This is a genomic window from Chryseobacterium sp. CBTAP 102, assembly GCF_003201365.1.
In the GTDB taxonomy this organism is placed as follows: Bacteria; Bacteroidota; Bacteroidia; order Flavobacteriales; family Weeksellaceae; genus Chryseobacterium; species Chryseobacterium candidae.
Genome location: NZ_QICX01000005.1, coordinates 269,624 through 290,577 on the forward strand (window position 1 = coordinate 269,624; position 20,954 = coordinate 290,577).

At 36.3% G+C, this 20,954-nt stretch carries 20 protein-coding genes and 1 pseudogene; 16 read left to right on the forward strand and 5 right to left on the reverse strand.

The annotated features are described in order from the left end of the window. Positions 1 to 54: 54 nt before the first annotated feature. From lpxD to C8D70_RS09595, 7 genes are all read left to right on the forward strand, one after another. Positions 55 to 1,086: a UDP-3-O-(3-hydroxymyristoyl)glucosamine N-acyltransferase gene (gene lpxD, locus C8D70_RS09565; protein WP_076596577.1), complete on the forward strand. Its 1,032-nt coding sequence runs from the start codon at positions 55 to 57 to the stop codon at positions 1,084 to 1,086. Then, entirely contained in the window at positions 1,079 to 2,476 is a 1,398-nt protein-coding gene (locus C8D70_RS09570) for a bifunctional UDP-3-O-[3-hydroxymyristoyl] N-acetylglucosamine deacetylase/3-hydroxyacyl-ACP dehydratase (RefSeq protein ID WP_076596576.1), read from the forward strand. Before lpxD ends, C8D70_RS09570 begins: the two co-directional genes overlap by 8 nt. Beyond that, on the forward strand, positions 2,477 to 3,271 hold the full coding sequence (lpxA, locus tag C8D70_RS09575) for an acyl-ACP--UDP-N-acetylglucosamine O-acyltransferase (protein WP_076596575.1): 795 nt from the start codon (positions 2,477 to 2,479) through the stop codon (positions 3,269 to 3,271). A gap of 85 nt (positions 3,272 to 3,356) precedes the next feature. Next, positions 3,357 to 3,923: an elongation factor P gene (gene efp / locus C8D70_RS09580; RefSeq protein WP_076596574.1), complete on the forward strand. Its 567-nt coding sequence runs from the start codon at positions 3,357 to 3,359 to the stop codon at positions 3,921 to 3,923. Between the two features lie 67 nt (positions 3,924 to 3,990). Beyond that, positions 3,991 to 4,893 carry an LpxD N-terminal domain-containing protein gene (locus C8D70_RS09585; protein ID WP_076596573.1) on the forward strand — a complete coding sequence of 301 codons (903 nt, stop codon included), beginning with the start codon at positions 3,991 to 3,993 and terminating at the stop codon, positions 4,891 to 4,893. Positions 4,894 to 4,983: 90 nt separating this feature from the next. After that, positions 4,984 to 5,856 carry a succinate--CoA ligase subunit alpha gene (gene sucD, locus C8D70_RS09590; protein ID WP_002977143.1) on the forward strand — a complete coding sequence of 291 codons (873 nt, stop codon included), beginning with the start codon at positions 4,984 to 4,986 and terminating at the stop codon, positions 5,854 to 5,856. A gap of 17 nt (positions 5,857 to 5,873) precedes the next feature. Then, a complete protein-coding gene (locus tag C8D70_RS09595; RefSeq protein ID WP_076596572.1) occupies positions 5,874 to 6,545 on the forward strand; it encodes a porin family protein in 672 nt (223 codons plus the stop codon). Positions 6,546 to 6,650: 105 nt separating this feature from the next. Here C8D70_RS09595 and C8D70_RS09600 read toward each other — a convergent pair whose 3' ends face one another. The 3 genes from C8D70_RS09600 to C8D70_RS09610 form a co-directional block, all read right to left on the reverse strand. Then, positions 6,651 to 7,961, reverse strand: a complete 1,311-nt coding sequence (locus C8D70_RS09600) for an ABC transporter permease (RefSeq protein WP_076596571.1) — start codon at positions 7,959 to 7,961, stop codon at positions 6,651 to 6,653. Positions 7,962 to 7,965: 4 nt separating this feature from the next. After that, positions 7,966 to 8,877 carry an ABC transporter ATP-binding protein gene (locus tag C8D70_RS09605; RefSeq protein WP_076596570.1) on the reverse strand — a complete coding sequence of 304 codons (912 nt, stop codon included), beginning with the start codon at positions 8,875 to 8,877 and terminating at the stop codon, positions 7,966 to 7,968. Positions 8,878 to 8,985: 108 nt separating this feature from the next. Continuing rightward, positions 8,986 to 9,336, reverse strand: a complete 351-nt coding sequence (locus tag C8D70_RS09610) for a T9SS type A sorting domain-containing protein (RefSeq protein ID WP_076596569.1) — start codon at positions 9,334 to 9,336, stop codon at positions 8,986 to 8,988. A gap of 119 nt (positions 9,337 to 9,455) precedes the next feature. Between C8D70_RS09610 and hemB the strand changes: the two genes are divergently transcribed. Then, a complete protein-coding gene (hemB, locus tag C8D70_RS09615; protein ID WP_076596568.1) occupies positions 9,456 to 10,445 on the forward strand; it encodes a porphobilinogen synthase in 990 nt (329 codons plus the stop codon). A 76-nt stretch (positions 10,446 to 10,521) separates the two neighbouring features. On the opposite strand, the gene C8D70_RS09620 is transcribed toward hemB, so the two are convergent. Next, positions 10,522 to 10,782: a TM2 domain-containing protein gene (locus C8D70_RS09620; protein WP_110367182.1), complete on the reverse strand. Its 261-nt coding sequence runs from the start codon at positions 10,780 to 10,782 to the stop codon at positions 10,522 to 10,524. A gap of 186 nt (positions 10,783 to 10,968) precedes the next feature. On the opposite strand from C8D70_RS09620, the pseudogene lptB reads away from it, so the two are divergent. The 4 genes and pseudogenes from lptB to C8D70_RS09640 all read left to right on the forward strand — a co-directional run. Next, a pseudogene (gene lptB / locus C8D70_RS09625) lies at positions 10,969 to 11,694 on the forward strand (LPS export ABC transporter ATP-binding protein); the annotation flags it as partial. Positions 11,695 to 12,030: 336 nt separating this feature from the next. After that, complete coding sequence (locus tag C8D70_RS09630) at positions 12,031 to 12,282, forward strand: hypothetical protein (protein WP_076596565.1); 252 nt, start codon at positions 12,031 to 12,033, stop codon at positions 12,280 to 12,282. Between the two features lie 163 nt (positions 12,283 to 12,445). Further along, the gene (locus tag C8D70_RS09635; protein WP_110367183.1) at positions 12,446 to 14,167 is read left to right on the forward strand and encodes an ABC transporter ATP-binding protein; all 1,722 of its coding nucleotides are present in this window, start codon (positions 12,446 to 12,448) and stop codon (positions 14,165 to 14,167) included. A gap of 56 nt (positions 14,168 to 14,223) precedes the next feature. After that, positions 14,224 to 15,177: a helix-turn-helix transcriptional regulator gene (locus tag C8D70_RS09640; protein WP_076596564.1), complete on the forward strand. Its 954-nt coding sequence runs from the start codon at positions 14,224 to 14,226 to the stop codon at positions 15,175 to 15,177. A gap of 163 nt (positions 15,178 to 15,340) precedes the next feature. Here C8D70_RS09640 and C8D70_RS09645 read toward each other — a convergent pair whose 3' ends face one another. Beyond that, on the reverse strand, positions 15,341 to 15,832 hold the full coding sequence (locus C8D70_RS09645; RefSeq protein WP_076596563.1) for a DinB family protein: 492 nt from the start codon (positions 15,830 to 15,832) through the stop codon (positions 15,341 to 15,343). A gap of 171 nt (positions 15,833 to 16,003) precedes the next feature. Here C8D70_RS09645 and C8D70_RS09650 point away from each other — a divergent pair, with 171 nt between their 5' ends. From C8D70_RS09650 to C8D70_RS09665, 4 genes are all read left to right on the forward strand, one after another. After that, a complete protein-coding gene (locus C8D70_RS09650) occupies positions 16,004 to 16,588 on the forward strand; it encodes a hypothetical protein (RefSeq protein ID WP_110367160.1) in 585 nt (194 codons plus the stop codon). Between the two features lie 337 nt (positions 16,589 to 16,925). Next, positions 16,926 to 19,346 carry a TonB-dependent receptor plug domain-containing protein gene (locus tag C8D70_RS09655; protein WP_110367161.1) on the forward strand — a complete coding sequence of 807 codons (2,421 nt, stop codon included), beginning with the start codon at positions 16,926 to 16,928 and terminating at the stop codon, positions 19,344 to 19,346. A gap of 192 nt (positions 19,347 to 19,538) precedes the next feature. Then, entirely contained in the window at positions 19,539 to 20,108 is a 570-nt protein-coding gene (locus C8D70_RS09660; protein WP_076596560.1) for a cob(I)yrinic acid a,c-diamide adenosyltransferase, read from the forward strand. Continuing rightward, positions 20,098 to 20,745: a thiamine diphosphokinase gene (locus tag C8D70_RS09665; RefSeq protein ID WP_110367162.1), complete on the forward strand. Its 648-nt coding sequence runs from the start codon at positions 20,098 to 20,100 to the stop codon at positions 20,743 to 20,745. The genes C8D70_RS09660 and C8D70_RS09665 overlap by 11 nt, the downstream gene beginning before the upstream one ends. Positions 20,746 to 20,954: the final 209 nt, after the last annotated feature.

The window sequence follows — 20,954 nt, forward strand, 5'->3', positions numbered from 1 at the left end:
GATCTGAAACTAAAACATGTTTGCAAATTATAGAATTTCTTATCTTTGCAGAATATGGAATTTACAGCTTCGCAAATTGCAAGTTTTATTGACGGAAAAATAATAGGTGACGAGAACGCACTTATTACGGGAGTTTCACCAATTGAAAATGGGGAATCAGGACATCTTTCTTTTATAGCACAAGATCGGTTTTCTCATTTTTTGGACAGCTCAAAATGCTCTGTTATCATCGTTTCGGAAAAACTTCTGGAGAAAAATCATTATAACCCTACCTTAATCGTTGTAAAGGATGCCTATCTTTCTTTTCAGATTCTGATGAATTTATATCAGGAAATGCAGGGAAGAAAAGAAGGTATTGAGAATGGTTCATCTATTCATGACTCAGCGGTTATAGGTGATAAAGCCTATATCGGAGCATTTACCTATGTTTCCGAGAAAGCTAAGATAGGGGAAGGATCACAGATCTATCCACATGTATATATAGGAAAAGGAGTGAAAATTGGTAAAAACTGTAAGATAGACAGTGGTGCCAGAATTTACGACTACTGTATTGTTGGAGATAACTGTGTAATTCATTCCAATACCGTAATCGGAGGTGATGGTTTTGGTTTCCAGCCAACAGCTGAAGGCTTCAAAAAAATACCACAGCTTGGAAATGTAATTATTGAAGACGATGTAGAAATTGGTTCAAATTGCAGTATTGACAGAGCTACCATTGGCTCTACTGTCATCGGAAAAGGAACCAAAATTGACAATTTGATTCAGATTGCCCACAATGTGAAAATTGGTCAGAACAACGTAATTGCTGCACAAGCAGGAATTGCTGGTTCTACAACTATCGGTGACTGGAACCAGATTGGTGGCCAGGTAGGCGTTGTAGGACATATCAAAATAGGAAATCAGGTGAAAATTCAGGCTCAGAGTGGCGTGAATTCCAGTGTTAATGACAGAGAAACATTGTATGGTTCACCCGCAATCAGTTACAATGACTATTTAAGGAGTTATGTTCATTTCAGGAACTTACCTGGAATAGTAAACAGAATAAATAATCTTGAGAATAACTCAAAAGATAATACTAATGAGTGATATGCAAAAAACACTTCAGCAAGAGGTAACTCTTTCTGGAATTGGACTTCATACGGGTAAAGAAGTAAAACTGACCATTAAACCTGCTAAAGAAAATACAGGTTTTGTATTTGTAAGAACAGACTTGGAGGGACATCCTCAGGTAGAAGCTGATGTAAATTATGTTGTAGCAACTGAAAGAGGAACTACATTAGAAAAATTAGGCGTAAAAATTACCACTTGCGAACATCTTTTGGCTGCCCTTGTTGGCTGCGATATTGATAATGCAATTTTAGAAATGGATGCCTCTGAACCTCCTATTTTGGATGGATCCTCAAAATACTTTGTGGAAGCAATCGAAAGTGTTGGAGTAGCAGAACAAACCATTGCAAGAGAATATCTTGTGGTAAAAGAAGTTCTTACGTACAGTGATCCGGCTACAGGTTCGGAAATCACCATCATTCCTTCAGATACTTACGAAGTTACTACTATGGTAGATTTTGGGACTAAAGTATTAGGTACTCAGAATGCTACTCTTAAAAATATTTCAGAATTTAAAGACGAAATCTCATCAGCAAGAACATTCAGCTTCCTGCATGAATTGGAAATGCTTTTAGATCATGGTTTGATCAAAGGTGGAGATATTTCCAATGCAATTGTATATGTAGATAAAGATCTTACTCCTGAAACAACAGAAAAATTAAAGAAAGCCTTTGGAAAAGATAATGTATCCATCAGACCAAACGGTATTCTTGATAATCTTAATTTAAACTATCCTAATGAAGCAGCAAGACACAAATTACTGGATGTAATTGGTGACCTTGCTCTGGCAGGAGTAAAAATAAAAGGTAAAGTTATAGCCAACAAACCGGGACACTATGTGAATACCCAGTTTGCGAAAAAACTAAACCGCCAGTGGAAATTGCAGAAAAAGAAAAACGTTCCGGATTTTGACCTGACAAAAGAACCAGTATTCGATATCAACGGAATTATGAAGCTTATGCCTCACAGACCTCCGTTCTTATTGATTGATAAGGTTCTTGAACTTTCAGACTCTCACGTTGTAGGTTTGAAAAATGTAACAATGAACGAACCTTTCTTCGTGGGACACTTCCCTAAAGAACCTGTAATGCCTGGAGTTCTTCAGGTAGAAGCATTAGCACAGACAGGAGGAATTCTTGTATTGGCAAGCGTTCCGGATCCTGAAAACTATTCTACTTATTTCATCAAAATTGATAAGGTGAAATTCAAGAGAAAAGTAATTCCGGGAGATACACTTATATTCAAAATTGAATTGATAGAGCCTATCAGAAGAGGAATTGTGCATATGCAGGGGTATGGATATGTAGGAGATGCAGTAGCAGTAGAAGCAGAGCTTATGGCTCAAGTTGCAAAAAATAAAGTTGATTAAATGATTCATCAATTAGCAGCCGTTGATAAACGTGCGAAAATCAGCAAAAATGTAATCGTAGAACCTTTCACTACCATTGCAGGGGATGTAGAAATAGGAGAAGGAACATGGATTGGTCCTAATGTAACCATTATGGATGGCGCAAGAATAGGAAAAAACTGTAGGATTTTTCCCGGTACCGTAATATCTGCAATTCCTCAGGATCTGAAATTTGATGGTGAAGATACCCAGGTAATTATCGGTGATGACACAACAATCAGAGAGTGTGTTACCGTAAACAGGGGGACAAAGGCTTTGGGATATACTAAAATAGGAGCGAACTGCCTTATTATGGCTACTTCGCATATTGCCCATGATTGCGTTATTGGAGATCACGTTATCATTGTAAACGGTTGTGGTATTGCGGGACATGTGGAAATTGGTGATTATACCGTAATGGGAGGTCTGTCAGCAGTTCACCAATTTGGTAAAATCGGAAAACATGTCATGATTTCCGGAGGTACTCTGGTAAGAAAAGATATTCCGCCTTACGTAAAAGTAGCAAGAGAGCCTATGTCTTATGCTGGTATTAATTCTGTGGGTTTAAGAAGAAGAGGATTTACGAATGAAAAGATCTTTGAAATCCAGAAAATCTACAGAGCCATCTTCCAGATGAAGATGAACGTTTCCCAGGCTATTTCCCATATTGAAAAAGAAATGCTTCCAACGGCTGAAAGAGATGAAATCTTACAGTTTATTCAAAACTCACCAAGAGGTATCGTAAAAGGGTACGGAACCGGTAAAGAGAGTAATTAAGAGAAATGCTAAAAAGCAAATTTGCAAATCTGCCTGTTTGCTTGCCAGCCAATACAATTTAAGTAAAAAAAGATAATATATATTAATGGCAACAAGTAACGATATCAGAAAAGGTCTTTGCATCGAGTATAGCAACGATATTTTTAAAGTAATCGAGTTTCTTCATGTAAAACCAGGAAAAGGACCTGCTTTCGTAAGAACAAAATTAAAATCTGTGACTAACGGTAAAGTAATTGATAATACTTTCTCTGCAGGACACAAAATTGATGAAGTAAAAGTAATCACCAGAAAATTCCAGTATCTGTATGATGATGAGAACGGATTCCACTTCATGAACAATGATGACTTTTCTCAGCTATACATCAATAAAGAAATGATTGAGAACTCTCAGTTTATGAAAGCTGGTGAAGAAGTAACCATCATTTTGAAAGAGGCTGATGAAACTCCACTTTCTGCTGAACTTCCACAATCAGTATACCTTGATGTTATCGAAGCTGATCCGGGTGTAAAAGGAAACACGGCAACCAATGCCCTTAAAAACGCAATCGTTGAAACAGGAGCAAGAGTAATGGTTCCTTTGTTCATTGAACCGGGAGACAGAATTAAAGTAAGCACTGAAGACGGCAGCTACTTAGAAAGAGTAAAAGAATAAATAAAATTTACATAAATTCGGTTTGCATCAGCACTCCGAATTTTGTTTTATAAGAAAATCTATTGTTATGAGATTCCATTCTCCGCAAAAGCTTAAAACGATTGCAGATTTAATAGGCTCAGCATTTGTAGGGCCGGAAGATTTTGAAGTATTGGGCACCAATGAAATTCACATGGTAAAACCAGGTGATATCGTATTTGTGAATCACCCTAAATATTATGACAAAGCATTAAACTCTGCAGCCACTATTATTTTAATTGATAAAGAAGTAGACTGTCCGGAAGGCAAGGCACTTTTGGTTTCTGATGATCCTTTCAGAGACTTTAATAAAATCAATACCCATTTTACCAGAATCTATAATTTCACGGAAGAACTTCACGACGTGGAAATAGGAGAGGGTACAAAGATTCACTCTTCAGCAGTGATAGGAAATAATGTGAAAATCGGGAAAAATACCCTTATCTTCCCTAATGTTGTAATCGGTGACCGTACGGAAATTGGTGATAACGTCATTATCCAGTCCAATACAGTGTTAGGAGGTGATGCATTTTATTACAGAAAATTAAATGGAAATTTTGATCGTCTGATTTCTGTGGGAAATGTTATCATTGAAAACAATGTGGAGATCGGTAACGGCTGTACCATTGACAGGGGCGTTACAGACTCTACCATCATTGGAGAAGGTTCCGTTTTGGATAACCAGATTCAGATCGGACATGATACCGTTATCGGGAAAAAATGTCTGATTGCTTCTCAGGTAGGAATTGCGGGATGTTGTATCATTGGAGATGAGGTGACATTATGGGGACAGGTAGGAATTGCTTCCGGTAACAAAATAGAGTCAGGATCAGTACTTTTAGGAAAAACAGGGGTGAACAGAGATCTTGAAAAAGGAACCTATATCGGGATGTTTGCAGAAGATTTTAAAACTTATCTGAAAAAAGAAGTAAAACTGAGAAATCTCAAATAAACAATTCCAAAGGTTTTATCCAAAATCAAAGAAATTTAAGTAAATTTGTGAGCATTAATAAAATAATAAATAAATTAAAACAACAATAAAATGTCAATTTTAGTAAACAAAGATTCTAAAGTAATTGTACAAGGATTTACAGGGAACGAAGGAACTTTCCACGCTGGTCAGATGATTGAATACGGAACAAACGTAGTAGGTGGTGTTACTCCAGGAAAAGGAGGCAGCGAGCACCTAGGAAAACCGGTATTTAATACAGTAGCTGACGCGGTTGAAAAAGCAGGAGCTAACGTAAGTATCATTTTCGTACCACCGGCATTCGCAGCAGACGCTATCATGGAAGCTGCTGAAGCAGGAATCAAAGTAATTGTATGTATTACTGAAGGTATTCCTGTAGCTGATATGGTAAAAGTAAAATCTTATATCGCGGACAGAGACTGCAGATTAATCGGACCAAACTGCCCTGGAATCATTACTTCTGAAGAAGCTAAAATTGGTATTATGCCAGGTTTCGTGTTCAAAAAAGGAAAAGTAGGGATCGTTTCAAAATCAGGAACACTTACATACGAAGCTGCTGACCAGGTAGTAAGAGCAGGTTACGGTATCTCTACTGCAATCGGTATCGGTGGTGACCCAATCATTGGAACAACTACAAGAGAAGCTTTAGAGCTATTTATCAACGATCCTGAAACTGAAGCTGTTGTAATGATCGGTGAAATTGGTGGAGGTCTTGAAGCTGAAGCTGCAAGATGGTACAAAGCAAGCGGATCTACTAAACCGGTTGTAGGTTTCATCGCTGGACAAACTGCTCCAAAAGGAAGAACAATGGGACACGCAGGTGCTATCGTAGGTGGTGCTGAAGATACAGCTCAGGCTAAAATGGAAATCATGAGAGAAAACGGTATCAACGTTGTTGATTCTCCTGCTGATATTGGTGCTACAGTAGCTAAGATTCTAGGATAATATAAAACCCACAACATATGAAAAAACTTTTATTAGCCTCTGCTTTAATGCTCTCTGCTTTATCATTCGCACAAGTGCAGTGGAAAAGTACAAGATTTGGAGTAACAGGAGGTTTAAACTACTCCAGAGTATCGAACGCTCACAATCCTTCAGGCCCAAGATACACTTTCCAGGCTGGAGCATTGGCATTGATTCCCGTAGGAAATGCAAATCAATTCTTTATCCAGCCTGAAGTTCTGTACTATGGTGCAGGAGAAACAGGAAAAGATAAAGATGCTAAAGGTGCAAGCGGTTATGACGCTTTATATGCTAATAACTACCTGAGTGTGCCTCTTTACTTCAAAGGATATTTTTCTGAAGCAGAATCAGAATTCTTTGGATTAATAGGACCTAGATTTAACTTCTTGCTGAGCCAGAACGTTAAAGATGCTCCTGTAAGCAGACCTTATTATGATCCGGATGTTACTGATCCTAACCAGCCGGCAGGCGTTAATGGTAAGGCGAAGAGCTTTAACTGGGGACTTGGACTGGGTGTAGGATATAGCTACAAAAGACAACTTGAAGTAGCCGTAAAATATGACTTAGGTCTTGGTGATACTTACCCTGGTCTTAAAAAAGAAACTAAGGGTACTGATAAGAAAAAATCAGAACAGGTCATTGCACTTACTTTAAGCTATATATTCAAATAGAATATTTCAGAATATAAAAAATCCCGGAAATTCAATTTTTTCCGGGATTTTTTTATTACAAACCTTAATAGAATAAATGTATTGATCAATTGGCCTTTTTACTTCTTACCCCTTAATCCACTTCCAAAGTTCTTTTAACGTAGCTTTATTCCCATACATCAAAATCCCTACACGGTAGATTTTTCCGGCAAGGAAGATCATAAAAATAGTGGTTGCCAGCAATAATGTAATAGACAATGCAATCTGCCATGCAGGAACTCCGAACGGAATTCTGGCAATCATGGCAACCGGTGAAGTAAACGGGATGATGGATAACCAGAAACCTAAAGGACCTTCCGGATTGTTCATCAATGTAAAACTCCCATACATTCCTAATGTTAATGGTAAAATAGCAAATAAAGTAAACTGCTGTGTCTCAGTTTCGTTATCCACTGCAGAACCAATAGCTGCATAAATAGAACTATAGAAAATATATCCTAAAAGGAAAAATACGATGAATACAAAGATGATTAGTGGGAAGTTCAACTCCAGCAAACTATGTGAAATCTGAGTCGCAAGTTGTCCCATATCCAGTTTACTTGCAATCTCTTCATTTCCACCCGGAATATTCTTCTGAAGAGGAGAAAAGCCTGTATTGAGTACCAATGCACCTATAACAGACATGGTAATCCAGATCAAAAACTGGGTCAATGCAACCATGGTTACTCCCAGGATCTTACCCATCATCAGTTCAAAAGGTTTTACAGACGAAATAATGATCTCTACAACACGGTTATTTTTCTCTTCAAGCACACTTCGCATTACCCTTACCCCATAAATAATGATGAACATAAAAGTAACATACATCAGTACCATACTTAATCCGGATTTCACTCCAAAAGCAAGATCAGAATCCTCTTTATTGTTATCTGAAACATTAATGGTTTTTAAAGTAAAGTTTTTATCAAGATCATTTAATTGAGTTTCCTGAATACCCAGTTGCTTTATTTTTTCTTTTCGGACAACATTGCTGATATCAGATACAATTTGCTGTTTGGTATCAAACCCTATCTTACTGTTGATAATCAGTCTGGTTTCCTTTTCAAGGCCATCAAAATTCTGATTTTTCAATTCAGGAAGAATCAGGATGCCGTCCAGAGATTCATTTCCTTTTAAATTGTTAATCTTGGACTTTTCATCCGCTGCAGAAACAAAAACGTAGTTTAATTTATCATTAGATTTAAGCTGATTGGTAAACAATCCACTCTTATCAACCACTTCTATGATACTGTGTGACTCATTCGCTTTAAACATTAATCCTACAACTGCTCCGAAAGCAATAATCAAGACAGGGGCAAGAAGGGTTAATATGATGAAAGACTTTTTCTTAACCTGGGTAAGAAACTCTCTCTTGGTAATTAAAAAAATATTATTCATAAAATTAAGAATGGTTACTTACAGCATTAATAAACACTTCATTCATACTGGGAATTCTTTCGTCGAATGATCTTACTTTACCTACCTGTACAAGATCCAGAAGAACTTTATTCTGGCTCTCTTCATTTTTCAGGTCAAAAGAAACAAGATTATTTTCATTGGATAGGTTGAAGATCTCATGTTTGTTTCTGAAATTTTCAAACTGATCACTGTTTACCTCAGAAAGCGTAATCCCAAAAATATTTTTCTTGAATTTTTCCCTTACATCAAAAACCCTTCCGTCAATAATTTTCTTTGAATTGTTAATCAAAGCAACATAATCACACATTTCTTCCACACTTTCCATTCTGTGGGTAGAAAGAATGATGGTTGTTCCGTTATTTTTAAGGTCGATGATCTGATCTTTGATTAAATTGGCATTTACAGGATCAAAACCTGAAAAAGGTTCATCAAGAATCAATAAATGAGGCCTGTGAAGAACAGTAACTACAAACTGGATTTTTTGAGCCATTCCTTTAGAAAGTTCGGAAAGCTTTTTCTTCCACCATTGATCGATGTTCAGTTTTTCAAACCATTTTTTAGCTTCGTTCAAAGCATCACTTTTGCTCATTCCCTTCAGTTCTCCGAAATAGAGGATCTGGTCACCAACAGTCATGTTTTTGTACAGTCCTCTTTCTTCAGGCATATAGCCAATATCTTTAATATGGCCTGGGTTCAGTTTTTTACCATTGATATGGATTTCTCCAGAATCTGCCTGAGTAATTTGGTTAATGATACGGATGAAAGAAGTTTTCCCGGCTCCGTTGGGACCTAAAAGGCCATAGATACTGCCTTTTGGAACATGGATGCTAAAATCATCCAGGGCGACCTTTTTTCCGGCATTATAGGTCTTTTTAATATGTTCAGCTTTTAGCATTAAATTGTTCTTTTTTACTATTAGTATGAAAAAGTCCCGAAAGTTACGGAAATATTAAAACAGATTTAATGTAAAAGAAAAAATCCTGATGATTATCAGGATTTTAATTTATTGTTTCACGATTTGAGTAACTTTCTGCGTGTTGTCACTTAAAATATATCGGATCATATATTTTCCGGGCTTTAATTTTTCAATATTAATCTCTCCGGAGTTCATATTCACCGTATAATTGGCGACCTGCATACCCAAAATTGAATAAAAAGTCACGGTTTTGATTCTTAAAGAAGAATCTTTTGCCTTAATAATAAGGAAATCCTTTGCAGGATTTGGATAGGCAAGCAATACACCATCATCCGCCTTTTGAGTGGTGGAAGCCGGCTCTCTCAGCTGAGCTTTTAAATTGTTGGAAAACCCAACAAAAGTGCCTGCAAATAGAAATAAAAGTAAAAGTTTTTTCATCAAATTTATAATTTCTCGAATATATGTAACAAATGTAACAAATTCTACAATTTCATACAATAGTTTATTGTAGAACTTATATTAAATTTGTAGAAACTTATTCAAAAAGTATTCCAAAAATGATACATTCAAGAAATAGAAGACTTAGAGTTAATGAATCTATCAGAAGTCTGGTAAGAGAAAATGTGCTTACAACTGATGATTTTGTAATGCCGATCTTCGTAATGGAGGGCGAAAACAAGCAGGAGGCAATCCCGTCTATGCCGGGAATTTTTAGGCGGAGTATAGATTTAACAGTGAAGGAATGTAAGGAATTATTTTCTTTGGGAGTGAAAGCTGTCAATTTGTACATGAAAGTGTCAGAACATCTGAAAGACAATACAGGAAAAGAAGCCTGGAACAAAGACGGCTTGATGCAGAACACCATCAAAGCAATTAAAGATGCCGTTCCGGGAATGATTGTAATGCCGGATGTAGCCTTAGATCCTTATTCAATATACGGACACGACGGAATCATTGAAAACGGAAAAGTTTTAAATGACGCTACCAATGAAGCACTGGCAAGAATGTCAGTATCGCATGCAGAAGCAGGAGCAGATCTTGTAGCACCAAGTGATATGATGGATGGCAGAGTAATGGTTATCCGTGAAGCATTGGAAGAAAGCGGATTTACAGATGTAGGAATTGTTAGCTATGCTGCCAAATATGCAAGTTCTTTCTATGGACCTTTCAGAAGTGCATTAGATAGCGCACCGAAAGATGATATGGAAATTCCGAAAGATAAAAAAACGTATCAGATGGATTTTCACAACACCCGTGAAGCCATGAATGAAGTATTTAAAGATATTGATGAAGGAGCAGACGTAATCATGATTAAACCGGGTCTTCCTTATCTGGATATCGTTTCCAAAGTACGTGAAGCTATTGATCTTCCCATCGCAGTATACAATGTAAGTGGAGAATATGCCATGGTAAAAGCTGCTGCTCAAAACGGCTGGCTGGATAATGATAAAACGATCCTTGAAAGCTTGACATGTTTCAAAAGAGCAGGAGCAGATATGATCTTTACTTATTTTGCAAAAGAAGCGGCTATTTTATTGAATAAATAAGATTGCGTGTATTAAAATAAAATTCCGGCTGTTCTGAAAAGAGCAGCCGGAATTTTTATGATGATATTTATAATTCTTATAACCAGCCTTTTTTTCCATACACATACGTATCATCGAATTGTTTATCACTCATAAAAAGATATAAAATACCTTCGATAAAAGGAATAACAGAGGCAGCACCAAAAGTAACAACATTCAGCACCAATTGAATGATTCCCTCTTTTGTATAACCCAGATAAAATTTATTTAAAGCCAGCCATCCCACAAGAATTCCCAATATAGCGGCAGGGATTTTCTTTTCTGAACGGTAAGGAACATTGCTTTGCTGGTTTTGCATATTTTCTGTTTTTGTATACCCGTAATTTTCCATTGCTTACTATTTATAATTGTTTGATATATTTACTATAAGTAGATGAAATTGAAGAAAAGTTACAATGGATTGTAAATGAATAAGTTTGCATTTAACCTAAACAAGTTGATATTAACCTATAAGTGAAGTTTATATTTTTGATATATTTGCCCTATGATTTTACGAGGAGAAAACTTAATCAAGGAATACGGTCCTAAAAAAGTTGTAAAAGGCGTTTCTGTACAGGTTCAACAGGGAGAAATTGTTGGTTTGCTGGGTCCGAACGGAGCAGGAAAAACCACATCGTTTTATATGATTGTAGGGTTGGTTAAGCCTACTTCAGGAAAAATTTTTCTGGACAAGCAGGAGATTACTACCGATGCCATGTACAGACGTGCTCAAAAAGGAATCGGGTATCTGGCTCAGGAAGCTTCGGTTTTCAGAAAACTGTCTGTAGAGGAAAATATTATGGGCGTATTACAGCTGACCAAGCTTTCAAAACGTGAACAGCAGATCAAATGTGATGAACTGATTGAAGAGTTTTCTTTACAGCACGTTCGTAAAAACAGAGGAGATCTTCTTTCCGGGGGAGAAAGACGTAGAACAGAAATTGCACGCTGTCTTGCCACAAGCCCGAACTTCATTCTTCTGGATGAGCCTTTCGCAGGGGTAGACCCGATTGCTGTAGAAGATATTCAGAAAATCGTAAGAAGTCTTGTTGATAAAAATATCGGAATTCTGATTACCGACCACAACGTACAGCAAACCCTGGCGATTACGAACAAAACCTATATTATGTTTGAAGGAAAGATCCTGAAAGAAGGACTTCCGGAAGATCTTGCAAACGATCCGCAGGTAAGAGAAGCCTATCTGGGTGAAAACTTCGTGTATCAAAGTATTTTAGATAAACCTAAAAAGAAGAAATACGCTTATAATATCTGGGCTGGTAACTTTGATTCCAAAGCACAGCTGCAGGCATTTGTCAATGAAAATTTCAGTCAGTTTGATGATCTTAGATTATTACATGGCTTTGAAGAGATCAGCTTTGCTACCTTAGCAAATTCTGAAATTGAGCATATTTTTAATGAGGTAGTGGATAAGAATGCCAACAACTCATTTGTTTTGCAGAAAAAGGAAATTAATTCCCAATACTCTTTAGAACAGGCAGAAGCAGAATCTAAAGAAGCCAGCAGAAAAGAACTTCATTACCTTACAACTTATTTGTTTGAAGGATAAATGGATCATCTTTATAAATATGAAGATTTTCAAGTAGGAACCAAGGTTTTTTTGGATAATGAATACGGTATTATAGTAAATGTAAAGTTTCATAAAAATTCAACCGTAGTTCGTTGGGATACATCTGTAGAAAATGATTTTGAAGATTGGTCAGGAATGTGGGGATCTTTTGTACAAATGGGGGGAAAGGTTATTGACCCATGCCATCAATTCAAATACATAAATGACGATGGCACAATGAAAGATTTTTAAATAAATCCTAGATGATCGGTTTAATAATAATTCGTACCTTTTTCTTTTGAAAGCGGTACGTTTTTCATTTAAAATGATTTTTATGGCTAAACCTTTTAACAGAACCGTTACCTTATTCGGAATCTATAAACAGCTTGTCCCCTTCATCAGACCTTACAGACCCATGATTTACGGAACTTTGTTTCTTACTTTTCTGGGAGCTCTCGCAGCACAGGTGAACCCGATTGTTCTGAAATACACGGTGGATGAAGTCACTAAACTTACGCATCTTCCACATCCGATGTCAGAGGGAATTCATATTCTCGTTATCATTTCCATTATTTTACTGGGGAAAGAACTGTTAAATATCTTCATCAACTTCGGGCAGAAATTTTATGGCGAAAAAATCAGGATTAATGTAAGCTCCGTGTTGGCGCAATCAGCCATTGATAAGATTTTAACCTACAGAGTCGCTTATTTTAATGATGAAAACCATGAATCCGGAAAATTACAGATCAGAATCGATCGTGGAATAGAAAGTCTTACCAGATTGGTTCAGAACTTTTTTATTGATATCCTTCCTCTTTTTTCCAATGCCATTATTGCCCTCATCATTATGTATATGCAGAATGTGTATGTGGGACTGGTTTCTACGATTATTGTTCCTATCTATTTCTACATCAGCTCCCTGCAGGCCAAAAAACTGGGCGGAGTAAGACGCCAGCTTAGAAATCAAAGAGAAAAGAAGACATCAGGACTCTTGAACCTGATTAATTCTATTATGGTTATTAAAAGCTTTGTCCGTGAAAAATTTGAAGGGAAAAAACAATATCACCTTCAGATGGAGCTGATGGAAAGTCAGATGATCACAAGGAGAACCAATTTTATTTATGATGGTTTAAAAACGTTCATTGAACAATTTGGAGTTGTTTTGATTATCCTTTTAACTGTTTATCTGGTGCTTGATCAGCAGATGACTATCGGTGCTATCATGCTTCATATTATGCTTTTTAACAATGTCTCAGCGCCTATCCGTCAGCTTCACAGAATTTATGATGATATGAATGATGCCATGATTTATGCCGAAGGGTACTTTGATATTCTGAATGCAGATCATGAAACAGAATCCAACGGAAGCTTTGTAGAAAAAGAAATCAAAGGAACTTTTGAATTGAAAAATGTTGATTTCACTTATCCCAATGGTACGAAAGCTTTACATAATGTTTCCATGAAAATTGAAAACGGAAAGACGACAGCTTTGGTAGGATTGAGCGGTGCAGGAAAATCAACGGTGATCAATCTTTTATGTAAATTTTATCTTCCGGATTCTGGAGAAATCCTTCTGGACGGAGTAAACCTTAATGAATTTGATAATACTTTTCTGAGAAGTGATCTGGGGCTTGTACTTCAGAGAAATCATATCTTTCAGGGAAGTATAGAAGATAATATCCGTTACGGCGATATGAATGCCAGTTTTGAAGAAATTCAGGAGGCCGCAAAAAAAGCTTATCTGCATGATCAGATTATGGATCTTCCTGAAAAATACCAGCATGATGCCACTCAGCTTTCAGGAGGACAGCAGCAGAGAATTGCCATTGCAAGACTTTTCCTTAAAAATCCTCCAATCATCTTTCTGGATGAACCTACAGCCAGTCTGGATGCCATTGCCACAGAACAGATCAAAAACTCTCTGGATGCCATAAAAGAAGGAAGAACGGTGATTATCATTTCCCATTCACTCTCACAGATTCTGGATTCAGATATCATTTATGTGATGAAAAAAGGAAGAGTGGTTGAAAATGGAACTCATGATGAACTCTATAATAAAGAAGGAACTTACCGTGAGATTTTTGATGCCTCCGCCCGCAGTCTGAATCTTGATAAACTCGTTAATACCTTTAAATAAAAAAGCTGTCCCTCATAAGTTATACTTCAGAAAAGAATTTTTAGTTTTGTGATATAATGAACGACCACTATCTTAAAAAACTCGATCGGGTAACTGCCATTCTTACCCAATTACAGTCGAAACCTGTTGTTCGGGCTCAGGATCTCGCTGAAAAATTCGATGTTAGCATCAGAACCATTTACCGTGATGTAAAAACTCTGGAAAATGCAGGGATTCCTATTGTGGGCGAAGCAGGGAACGGCTATTCTTTAATGGAAGGGTATAAACTTCCTCCGATTATGTTTACCAAAGAAGAAGTGTTAAGTTTCATTACCGCAGAAAAGCTGATGCAGAAATTTTCCCACCAAAGCTTAGGGAGCCATTATCAGGCTGCTATGGAAAAAGTACGTTCGGTACTGAAATATTCTGATAAAAATCTGATTAAAAATATTGAAAAGCAGATTGATGTTTTCAGTTTTCATACGGATTCCGGAGATTCACTGAAAAACGTAATTCCTATTATCCTGGAAAGTATTGCGGAGAAAACCCAGCTCAATATCAGATATAAGACCGTAGATGAGAGAGTAAGCAACAGAACTATTGAAACGGTCGGGATGTTTTTCGAATTTAATATTTGGTACATCATGGCATACTGTACCTTGAGAAAAGATTTCAGACAGTTTCGTATCGACAGAATTCTGGAAATTTCAAAAACACAGAATCCTTTCCTGCAGGAATATGGGCAGGTGAATGATTACCGTAAAAAAGCCAATGGAAATAAAGTCAGAGCCAGACTTTTAGTAGATAAAAAAATAATGTCTCATCTGGTAAATTCTAAAAAATATTACGGATTGATAGAAGAAGTAGAAACCGAACATGGGATGGAACTCACTTTTGAAACAGAATGGATCAATGACGGATTTCCCCGCTGGCTTGTTACTTTTGCAGATTATGCAACGGTTCTTGAACCGGAAAGTCTTCGTACAAGATTAAAAGAACTGCTTCTGAAAATGACAGAAAGACATCAATAAAAACCCCAACAAGACAGCTGTTGAGGTTTAAAAGACTTAATTGAGGCAAATAAATGAAATGGTTTGATTAAAAGGCAAAATTGCAACTAAACACATTGGTTGTGTGGCAAAAAAAGATATCTGTTTTGTTTATCCTTTCTGCAATTTTACCATTTTGCTTTTATTAGAATCTCTCCCAGAAGAAAGGAGGTTCAATTCCCAAAGCTCTCAGATAAACATAACCTTGTCCGCGGTGGTGAACTTCGTTGTCTATAAAATAAAGAATGTTCTGATACACCGGAAATTCATATTGTCCGAATAAATTGAAGGTTTCCTGAAAACGCTCTTCAGAAATCTGATTGAAATAATGATTGATCACTTCAGTTTCTTCATCCCATTTTTTCAAAATTTCTTCCTTGGTTTTCGGATTAAAAGCTTCTTCACTGTAAGCTTCCACATTTCCTTCCACAATTCCTTTTAAAGCAGGCCCGCCAATGCTGATCAGTTCTACTGCAAGTTTTGCAAATGGTCTCATTCCGCCTACAGAAAATTCAAATAACTCTTTTTCCGGAAAAGATTCAATGACTCTTCTCGTCAGATTTCTGTGTCCCTGCCATTCGTTTAATACCTGTTCAGAAGTCATGAATTGTTTAGTGGCTGTTGCTGTAGTTGTCATAATGTATTTGTTTTGTTTGTTGTTGATACAAAGGTAAGAGAGGAGAATGACAACAGTTTGTCAGCAGTATTTTTCATATTTAAAAAATATTTTTTTCTTTGTTAAAATATCCTGACCTATTTTTACGTTAGAAAAGAGGATATTAATAAAAAAATCGCTATTATTAGAATTATGAAGAAGTATATTTTGCCTGTTATTGCCAGTTTTTTATTAGTATCATGCAATAAAATAGAGGAAAAAATTGACCAGACTGTTCAGAAAACAACCGAAACTGTACAGCAAAAAACACAACAGGTTGTTGAGGAAACAGTAAAAAAAACGGTAAATGAATCTATTAATTCTATAACCAATTCCGAAGATGTTAAGTTCAATACCGTTTTCCCTGATACTGGAACTTCCATTGTTTCGGAGGAAAAAGGGAAGAAAATTAGAATTCCCGGAAGACCTCAAGGATATATTTTTAAATATAAAGCTGATATTGCAGTATTACTGCCATTTTTGGAAGGTCAGCCAACATCGGATGAAAATAAATCTGATAAAACTGCCAGAAAGATTGATGGCCAGAATATAATTGATAAATTAAGCTTTATATCAAAATTTCTTCCTGACAATACTTTTGATACTAAGGTTCTCGAGGAGCTTAAATCCGACAAAAATATTCAGTATTATAAACTGAAAAGATTTCCTAACAGTAGTACCATTATCTACAACCCAAAAAATCAGACCATCATACAATACGTAGAGGTAAATAAATAATTTGGATATGGCCGGTTTCTTCCGGCCATTTTTTGTGGCCATTCACTGCGAGCCATAAACGAAGCAATCTCAATTTACTGAAAACTACTTGCCAGTAAGAATGAAATCATGTTTATTTCTGATGATAACTAATTAATTTTTTTTTATACAAATACGGCGTTATTGATTTATTTTTTTTCATGATATTAATAAATAACTTTATGTTTTGTAGATTAATTATTGTTTTTACGAAATGGTATAATTTTCGCAAATATGAAATTGTATTTTTATTATATTTTCAATTTTTGTATTTAATATTGATTTTTTCATTAGATTTATTGAATAATTAGCAATTGACATGAAAAATAATTTATTTAATGGAAAAATCTATGCATTAGTATTAAGCGGAGCTGGTGCAATGGGATATGCTCAGGACAGCATAAAACAAAATAAAATAGATGAGGTTGTGGTTACCACGGGTAGAACCAAGCCAAGAACCATCATTACCTCAGCAATTCCTATTGACAATATTTCTGCCGTACAATTAAAATCCACTGGGCAGGCAACTTTTGATAAAGCTTTAACCTATGCCGTTCCCTCTTTCAATTCATCACAACAAACTGTTTCTGATGCAACGGCTCATTTTGATCCTGCAGATTTAAGAGGATTAGGGCCTTCCAGAACATTAGTTTTGGTGAATGGTAAAAGAAAAAATCAAAGTGCTTTAATTTATGTAAATGATACCCCCGGAAAAGGTGAAGTGGGTACAGATCTGAAAAGTATTCCTTCAGCAGCCTTACAAAACGTAGAGGTATTGAGGGATGGAGCATCTGCACAGTACGGCTCTGATGCTATTGCGGGAGTTATTAATATTATTCTTAAGAACAGTGTTGGAAAAAGTACAGTCAATCTTTTTTCAGGTATTACTTCAAAAGGAGATGGTTTTAATATCGGAGCAGATTTTAATACAGGAATCAAAGTAGCAAAAACCGGAAGTCTGAATCTTACATTCGGATTTTCCTCTCAAAATAAAACGAACCGTGCAGGTTCTGTTACAAAAGATGAACTTTTTGGGGTGGATAATGCCTGGACTCAGGCTAATCCTGGTTTAGGAATGATTATAGGGCAACCGGAAACAAAAGTGGCCAATATGTTTGTCAATTTTGAATTGCCAACAGGTGAAACAGGTAAATTTTATGCTTTTGGGGGGACCACTTACAGAAACGGGACTAGTTTTGCTTTGTATAGAACACCCTACTGGGTAGCTTCAGATTTTGGTTTATTAACCCCAAAAGGACAGCCTTACAACGGATTTCAGCCGGAATTTAAAACAGATGTTTATGATTATAATTTAACTTCCGGATGGAAAGGTATGTTTGGTAAATGGAATTTTGACGGGAGTGCCACCTTTGGCTCTAATGCAGTAGATTATATGGTAGGAAATACTATTAATACGTCTTTGGGTGCAAATTCACCAACCCGTTTTAAGGCAGGTGGCCATCAGTTCAGTAATATTATAGGAAATATAGATATCAGCCGGGATTTTGGTGCAATTGTTTTAGGTGCCGGAGCTGAAGTGCGCAATGAAAATTATCAGGCAAAAGCAGGGGAAGAATCATCTTATATAGGAAGTGGTGCAGAATCATTTCCCGGACTGCAGCCTCAAAATGAAGTCAATAAAAACCGTCAGAATATGGGAGCTTATATAAATACTGAATGGGATGTTACGAAAGACCTTCTGCTTGGAGGAACTGTGAGATATGAAAACTTCAGTGATTTTGGAAATAATGTTTCCTGGAAAGGAAATGCAAGGTATAAGCTGCTGGATGATAAATTAGTTTTCCGTGGATCTGTTTCTACAGGATTCCGCGCACCTTCATTACACCAGATTTACTATTCCAATGTTCAGACCAAAATTACAGGAAATACAGTAGCTAATCAGGGGACATTTAATAATGACTCTCAAATTGTAAGATCTGATCTTGGGGTGCCTAAATTAAATGCTGAAAAAGCCTTTAACATTACCGGGGGATTGGCCGTAAAACCTTTTAAAAACCTTACTATTACAGCGGATTATTATAGAATAAAAATCAAAGACAGGGTGCTTTTCTCAGGAGATATTGGGTATAAAACGGGTGCTCCGGGAAGTCCGGATCTGACAAACCCTGTGGAAGTCATATTAAACAATAACAAAATAACATCCCTGAAGTTTTTCACCAATGCTGTCAATACAGTTACTCAGGGAGTGGATTTCGTTGCTAATTATTATACTTCTGCTATTGGGAAAGGAAGATTGGGCGTTATTGCTGCTTTTAATTATAACGAAACTAAAATAGTAGATAATATTGCCGTTCCGCCTATTTTAGCTCAAAATGATTATTCAGAAAACTTTTTTGATAGAAAAGAACAATCCAGAATTATCTCTGCAAGACCAAAAACAAAAACGATTCTGAGCCTTTCTTATGATATTACAAAGTTTAATTTTAACTTAAATAATACGTATTTTGGTTCTGTTACCTGGCAGCACGCCACTGATCCTGCCAAAGATCAGACGTTTTCCGGTAAGGTAGTTACAGACATCGTTTTAACCTATAAAATAACGAATGATCTTAAAGTTTCCGGAGTGGTAAATAATTTATTTAATATTTATCCGGATGTAATAGACAGCAAAGGAGATGTGGTAACAGATCTAGGAGGAAGGTTCAGATATCCATGGGAAGTAAACCAGTTTGGATTTAACGGAACAACTTTTCAGTTCAATGTTAATTATACTTTTTAATCTTAAAATAAAGAAATGAGTATTGCTTCGTGATGCTTACTAAAGAGCAGCTATTCCAAAAATATAAAAACCCATCTGGGCAGATATTAACTGACATTAATTTCTAGTGTCAGTTTTATTTTTTCAGATCGAATAGGAAGCTATTACTACATTTTACTTTTTACATTGTATAAAAAAAAGTATTTTAGTCCTATGAAAATTTATACAAAGACAGGAGATAAAGGTCAGACGGCGTTATACGGTGGGACAAGAGTTTCCAAAGCCAGTGCCAGAGTAGACAGTTATGGAAATATAGATGAGCTGAATTCATTTATCGGGATTGCAAAAAGCCATATTGAAGATGAAGAAGTGCTGAGACAGCTGAAGAAAATACAGTTCGATCTGTTCACTGTAGGTTCAGAGGCAGCAACACCTGTGGATAAGCTGATGCTTGCCAATGGGAAATCCCGTCTTCCGATCATTATTTCAGAAACAGAAATTGAAGAGCTGGAACAGTGGATGGATGCTTTTGACGAAAAACTGGAACCGCTTCAGTATTTTATCCTGCCGGGTGGTGGAAAATCTGCAACTTTTCTACATGCAGCAAGAACCATCTGCAGAAGAGCAGAACGTTCATTGGTTTTTCTGAATGAATCAGAGGAAGTACGTCCCGAACTGATTAAATATTTAAACAGGCTTTCAGATTATCTTTTTGTGTTGGCCAGATATATTTCAAAACTGAACAGCGAACCAGAAGAATACTGGAATCCGAATGAAAGATAAAGCATTACTTTTCATCAACGGAGATGCTCCAAAATTATTACCCGATCCGGAAAATTATGGTTTAACTGCCTGTACAGACGGTGCTTTCCATTATTTGAAAAGAATGGGATTTCCTTTGGATAAGCTGGATTTTATATCGGGTGATTTTGATTCGCATTCCGGATCAGATGAAGATATATATGAAGGGAAATTTATCCTTACACTGGATCAGGAAAAAACAGATTTTCATAAAGCGTTGGAAATCATTCTGGGAAAAGGCTTTTCAGAGGTTGATGTTTTTGGAGGAAGTGGAGGTGAACAGGATCATTTTCTGGGAAATCTTACTGTTGCATATACATTCAAAGACCAGCTGAAAATAAAGTTTTATGACGGGTTTTCAGAATATTATTTTATTCCCAATCATTTTACACTGAAAGGAGTGAAAAATAGAATGATTTCTATTTATCCGTTTCCATCAGTGAATAATATAACAACAAAAGGTCTCAATTGGCCGCTGACCAATGAAAGTCTAAGCATCACTTCAAGAATAGGAACCCGAAATTTTGCCGTTGAAGATGAAGTTTCCGTGGAATATGAATCAGGAGATGTTTTGTTTTTTGTAGGAATGAAGGAGATAGAATATCCGGCAATCTATTAAGGTGATTATTATCAATAGAAACGAACCTTACCATTTAAAAAAAAGACTGTGATTAAACACAAATGGCACCAATGTTTTTCACAAATGGCACTAATTTTATATCAATAAAAACGGGTTTTACCCATTTAAAAAAAAGACTGTCATTAAACACAAATTACACTAATATTTTTCACAAATGGTACTAATTTTATATCAATAAAAACGGGTTT

Excerpts from the sequence above, each read along its gene's own strand:
- lpxD (WP_076596577.1), top strand. The coding sequence starts at position 55 with ATGGAATTTACAGCTTCGCAAATTGCAAGTTTTATTGACGGAAAAATA.
- C8D70_RS09570 (WP_076596576.1), top strand. The coding sequence starts at position 1,079 with ATGAGTGATATGCAAAAAACACTTCAGCAAGAGGTAACTCTTTCTGGA.
- lpxA (WP_076596575.1), top strand. The coding sequence starts at position 2,477 with ATGATTCATCAATTAGCAGCCGTTGATAAACGTGCGAAAATCAGCAAA.
- efp (WP_076596574.1), top strand. The coding sequence starts at position 3,357 with ATGGCAACAAGTAACGATATCAGAAAAGGTCTTTGCATCGAGTATAGC.
- C8D70_RS09585 (WP_076596573.1), top strand. The coding sequence starts at position 3,991 with ATGAGATTCCATTCTCCGCAAAAGCTTAAAACGATTGCAGATTTAATA.
- sucD (WP_002977143.1), top strand. The coding sequence starts at position 4,984 with ATGTCAATTTTAGTAAACAAAGATTCTAAAGTAATTGTACAAGGATTT.
- C8D70_RS09595 (WP_076596572.1), top strand. The coding sequence starts at position 5,874 with ATGAAAAAACTTTTATTAGCCTCTGCTTTAATGCTCTCTGCTTTATCA.
- C8D70_RS09600 (WP_076596571.1), bottom strand. The coding sequence starts at position 7,961 with ATGAATAATATTTTTTTAATTACCAAGAGAGAGTTTCTTACCCAGGTT.
- C8D70_RS09605 (WP_076596570.1), bottom strand. The coding sequence starts at position 8,877 with ATGCTAAAAGCTGAACATATTAAAAAGACCTATAATGCCGGAAAAAAG.
- C8D70_RS09610 (WP_076596569.1), bottom strand. The coding sequence starts at position 9,336 with ATGAAAAAACTTTTACTTTTATTTCTATTTGCAGGCACTTTTGTTGGG.
- hemB (WP_076596568.1), top strand. The coding sequence starts at position 9,456 with ATGATACATTCAAGAAATAGAAGACTTAGAGTTAATGAATCTATCAGA.
- C8D70_RS09620 (WP_110367182.1), bottom strand. The coding sequence starts at position 10,782 with ATGCAAAACCAGCAAAGCAATGTTCCTTACCGTTCAGAAAAGAAAATC.
- C8D70_RS09630 (WP_076596565.1), top strand. The coding sequence starts at position 12,031 with ATGGATCATCTTTATAAATATGAAGATTTTCAAGTAGGAACCAAGGTT.
- C8D70_RS09635 (WP_110367183.1), top strand. The coding sequence starts at position 12,446 with ATGATTTACGGAACTTTGTTTCTTACTTTTCTGGGAGCTCTCGCAGCA.
- C8D70_RS09640 (WP_076596564.1), top strand. The coding sequence starts at position 14,224 with ATGAACGACCACTATCTTAAAAAACTCGATCGGGTAACTGCCATTCTT.
- C8D70_RS09645 (WP_076596563.1), bottom strand. The coding sequence starts at position 15,832 with ATGACAACTACAGCAACAGCCACTAAACAATTCATGACTTCTGAACAG.
- C8D70_RS09650 (WP_110367160.1), top strand. The coding sequence starts at position 16,004 with ATGAAGAAGTATATTTTGCCTGTTATTGCCAGTTTTTTATTAGTATCA.
- C8D70_RS09655 (WP_110367161.1), top strand. The coding sequence starts at position 16,926 with ATGAAAAATAATTTATTTAATGGAAAAATCTATGCATTAGTATTAAGC.
- C8D70_RS09660 (WP_076596560.1), top strand. The coding sequence starts at position 19,539 with ATGAAAATTTATACAAAGACAGGAGATAAAGGTCAGACGGCGTTATAC.
- C8D70_RS09665 (WP_110367162.1), top strand. The coding sequence starts at position 20,098 with ATGAAAGATAAAGCATTACTTTTCATCAACGGAGATGCTCCAAAATTA.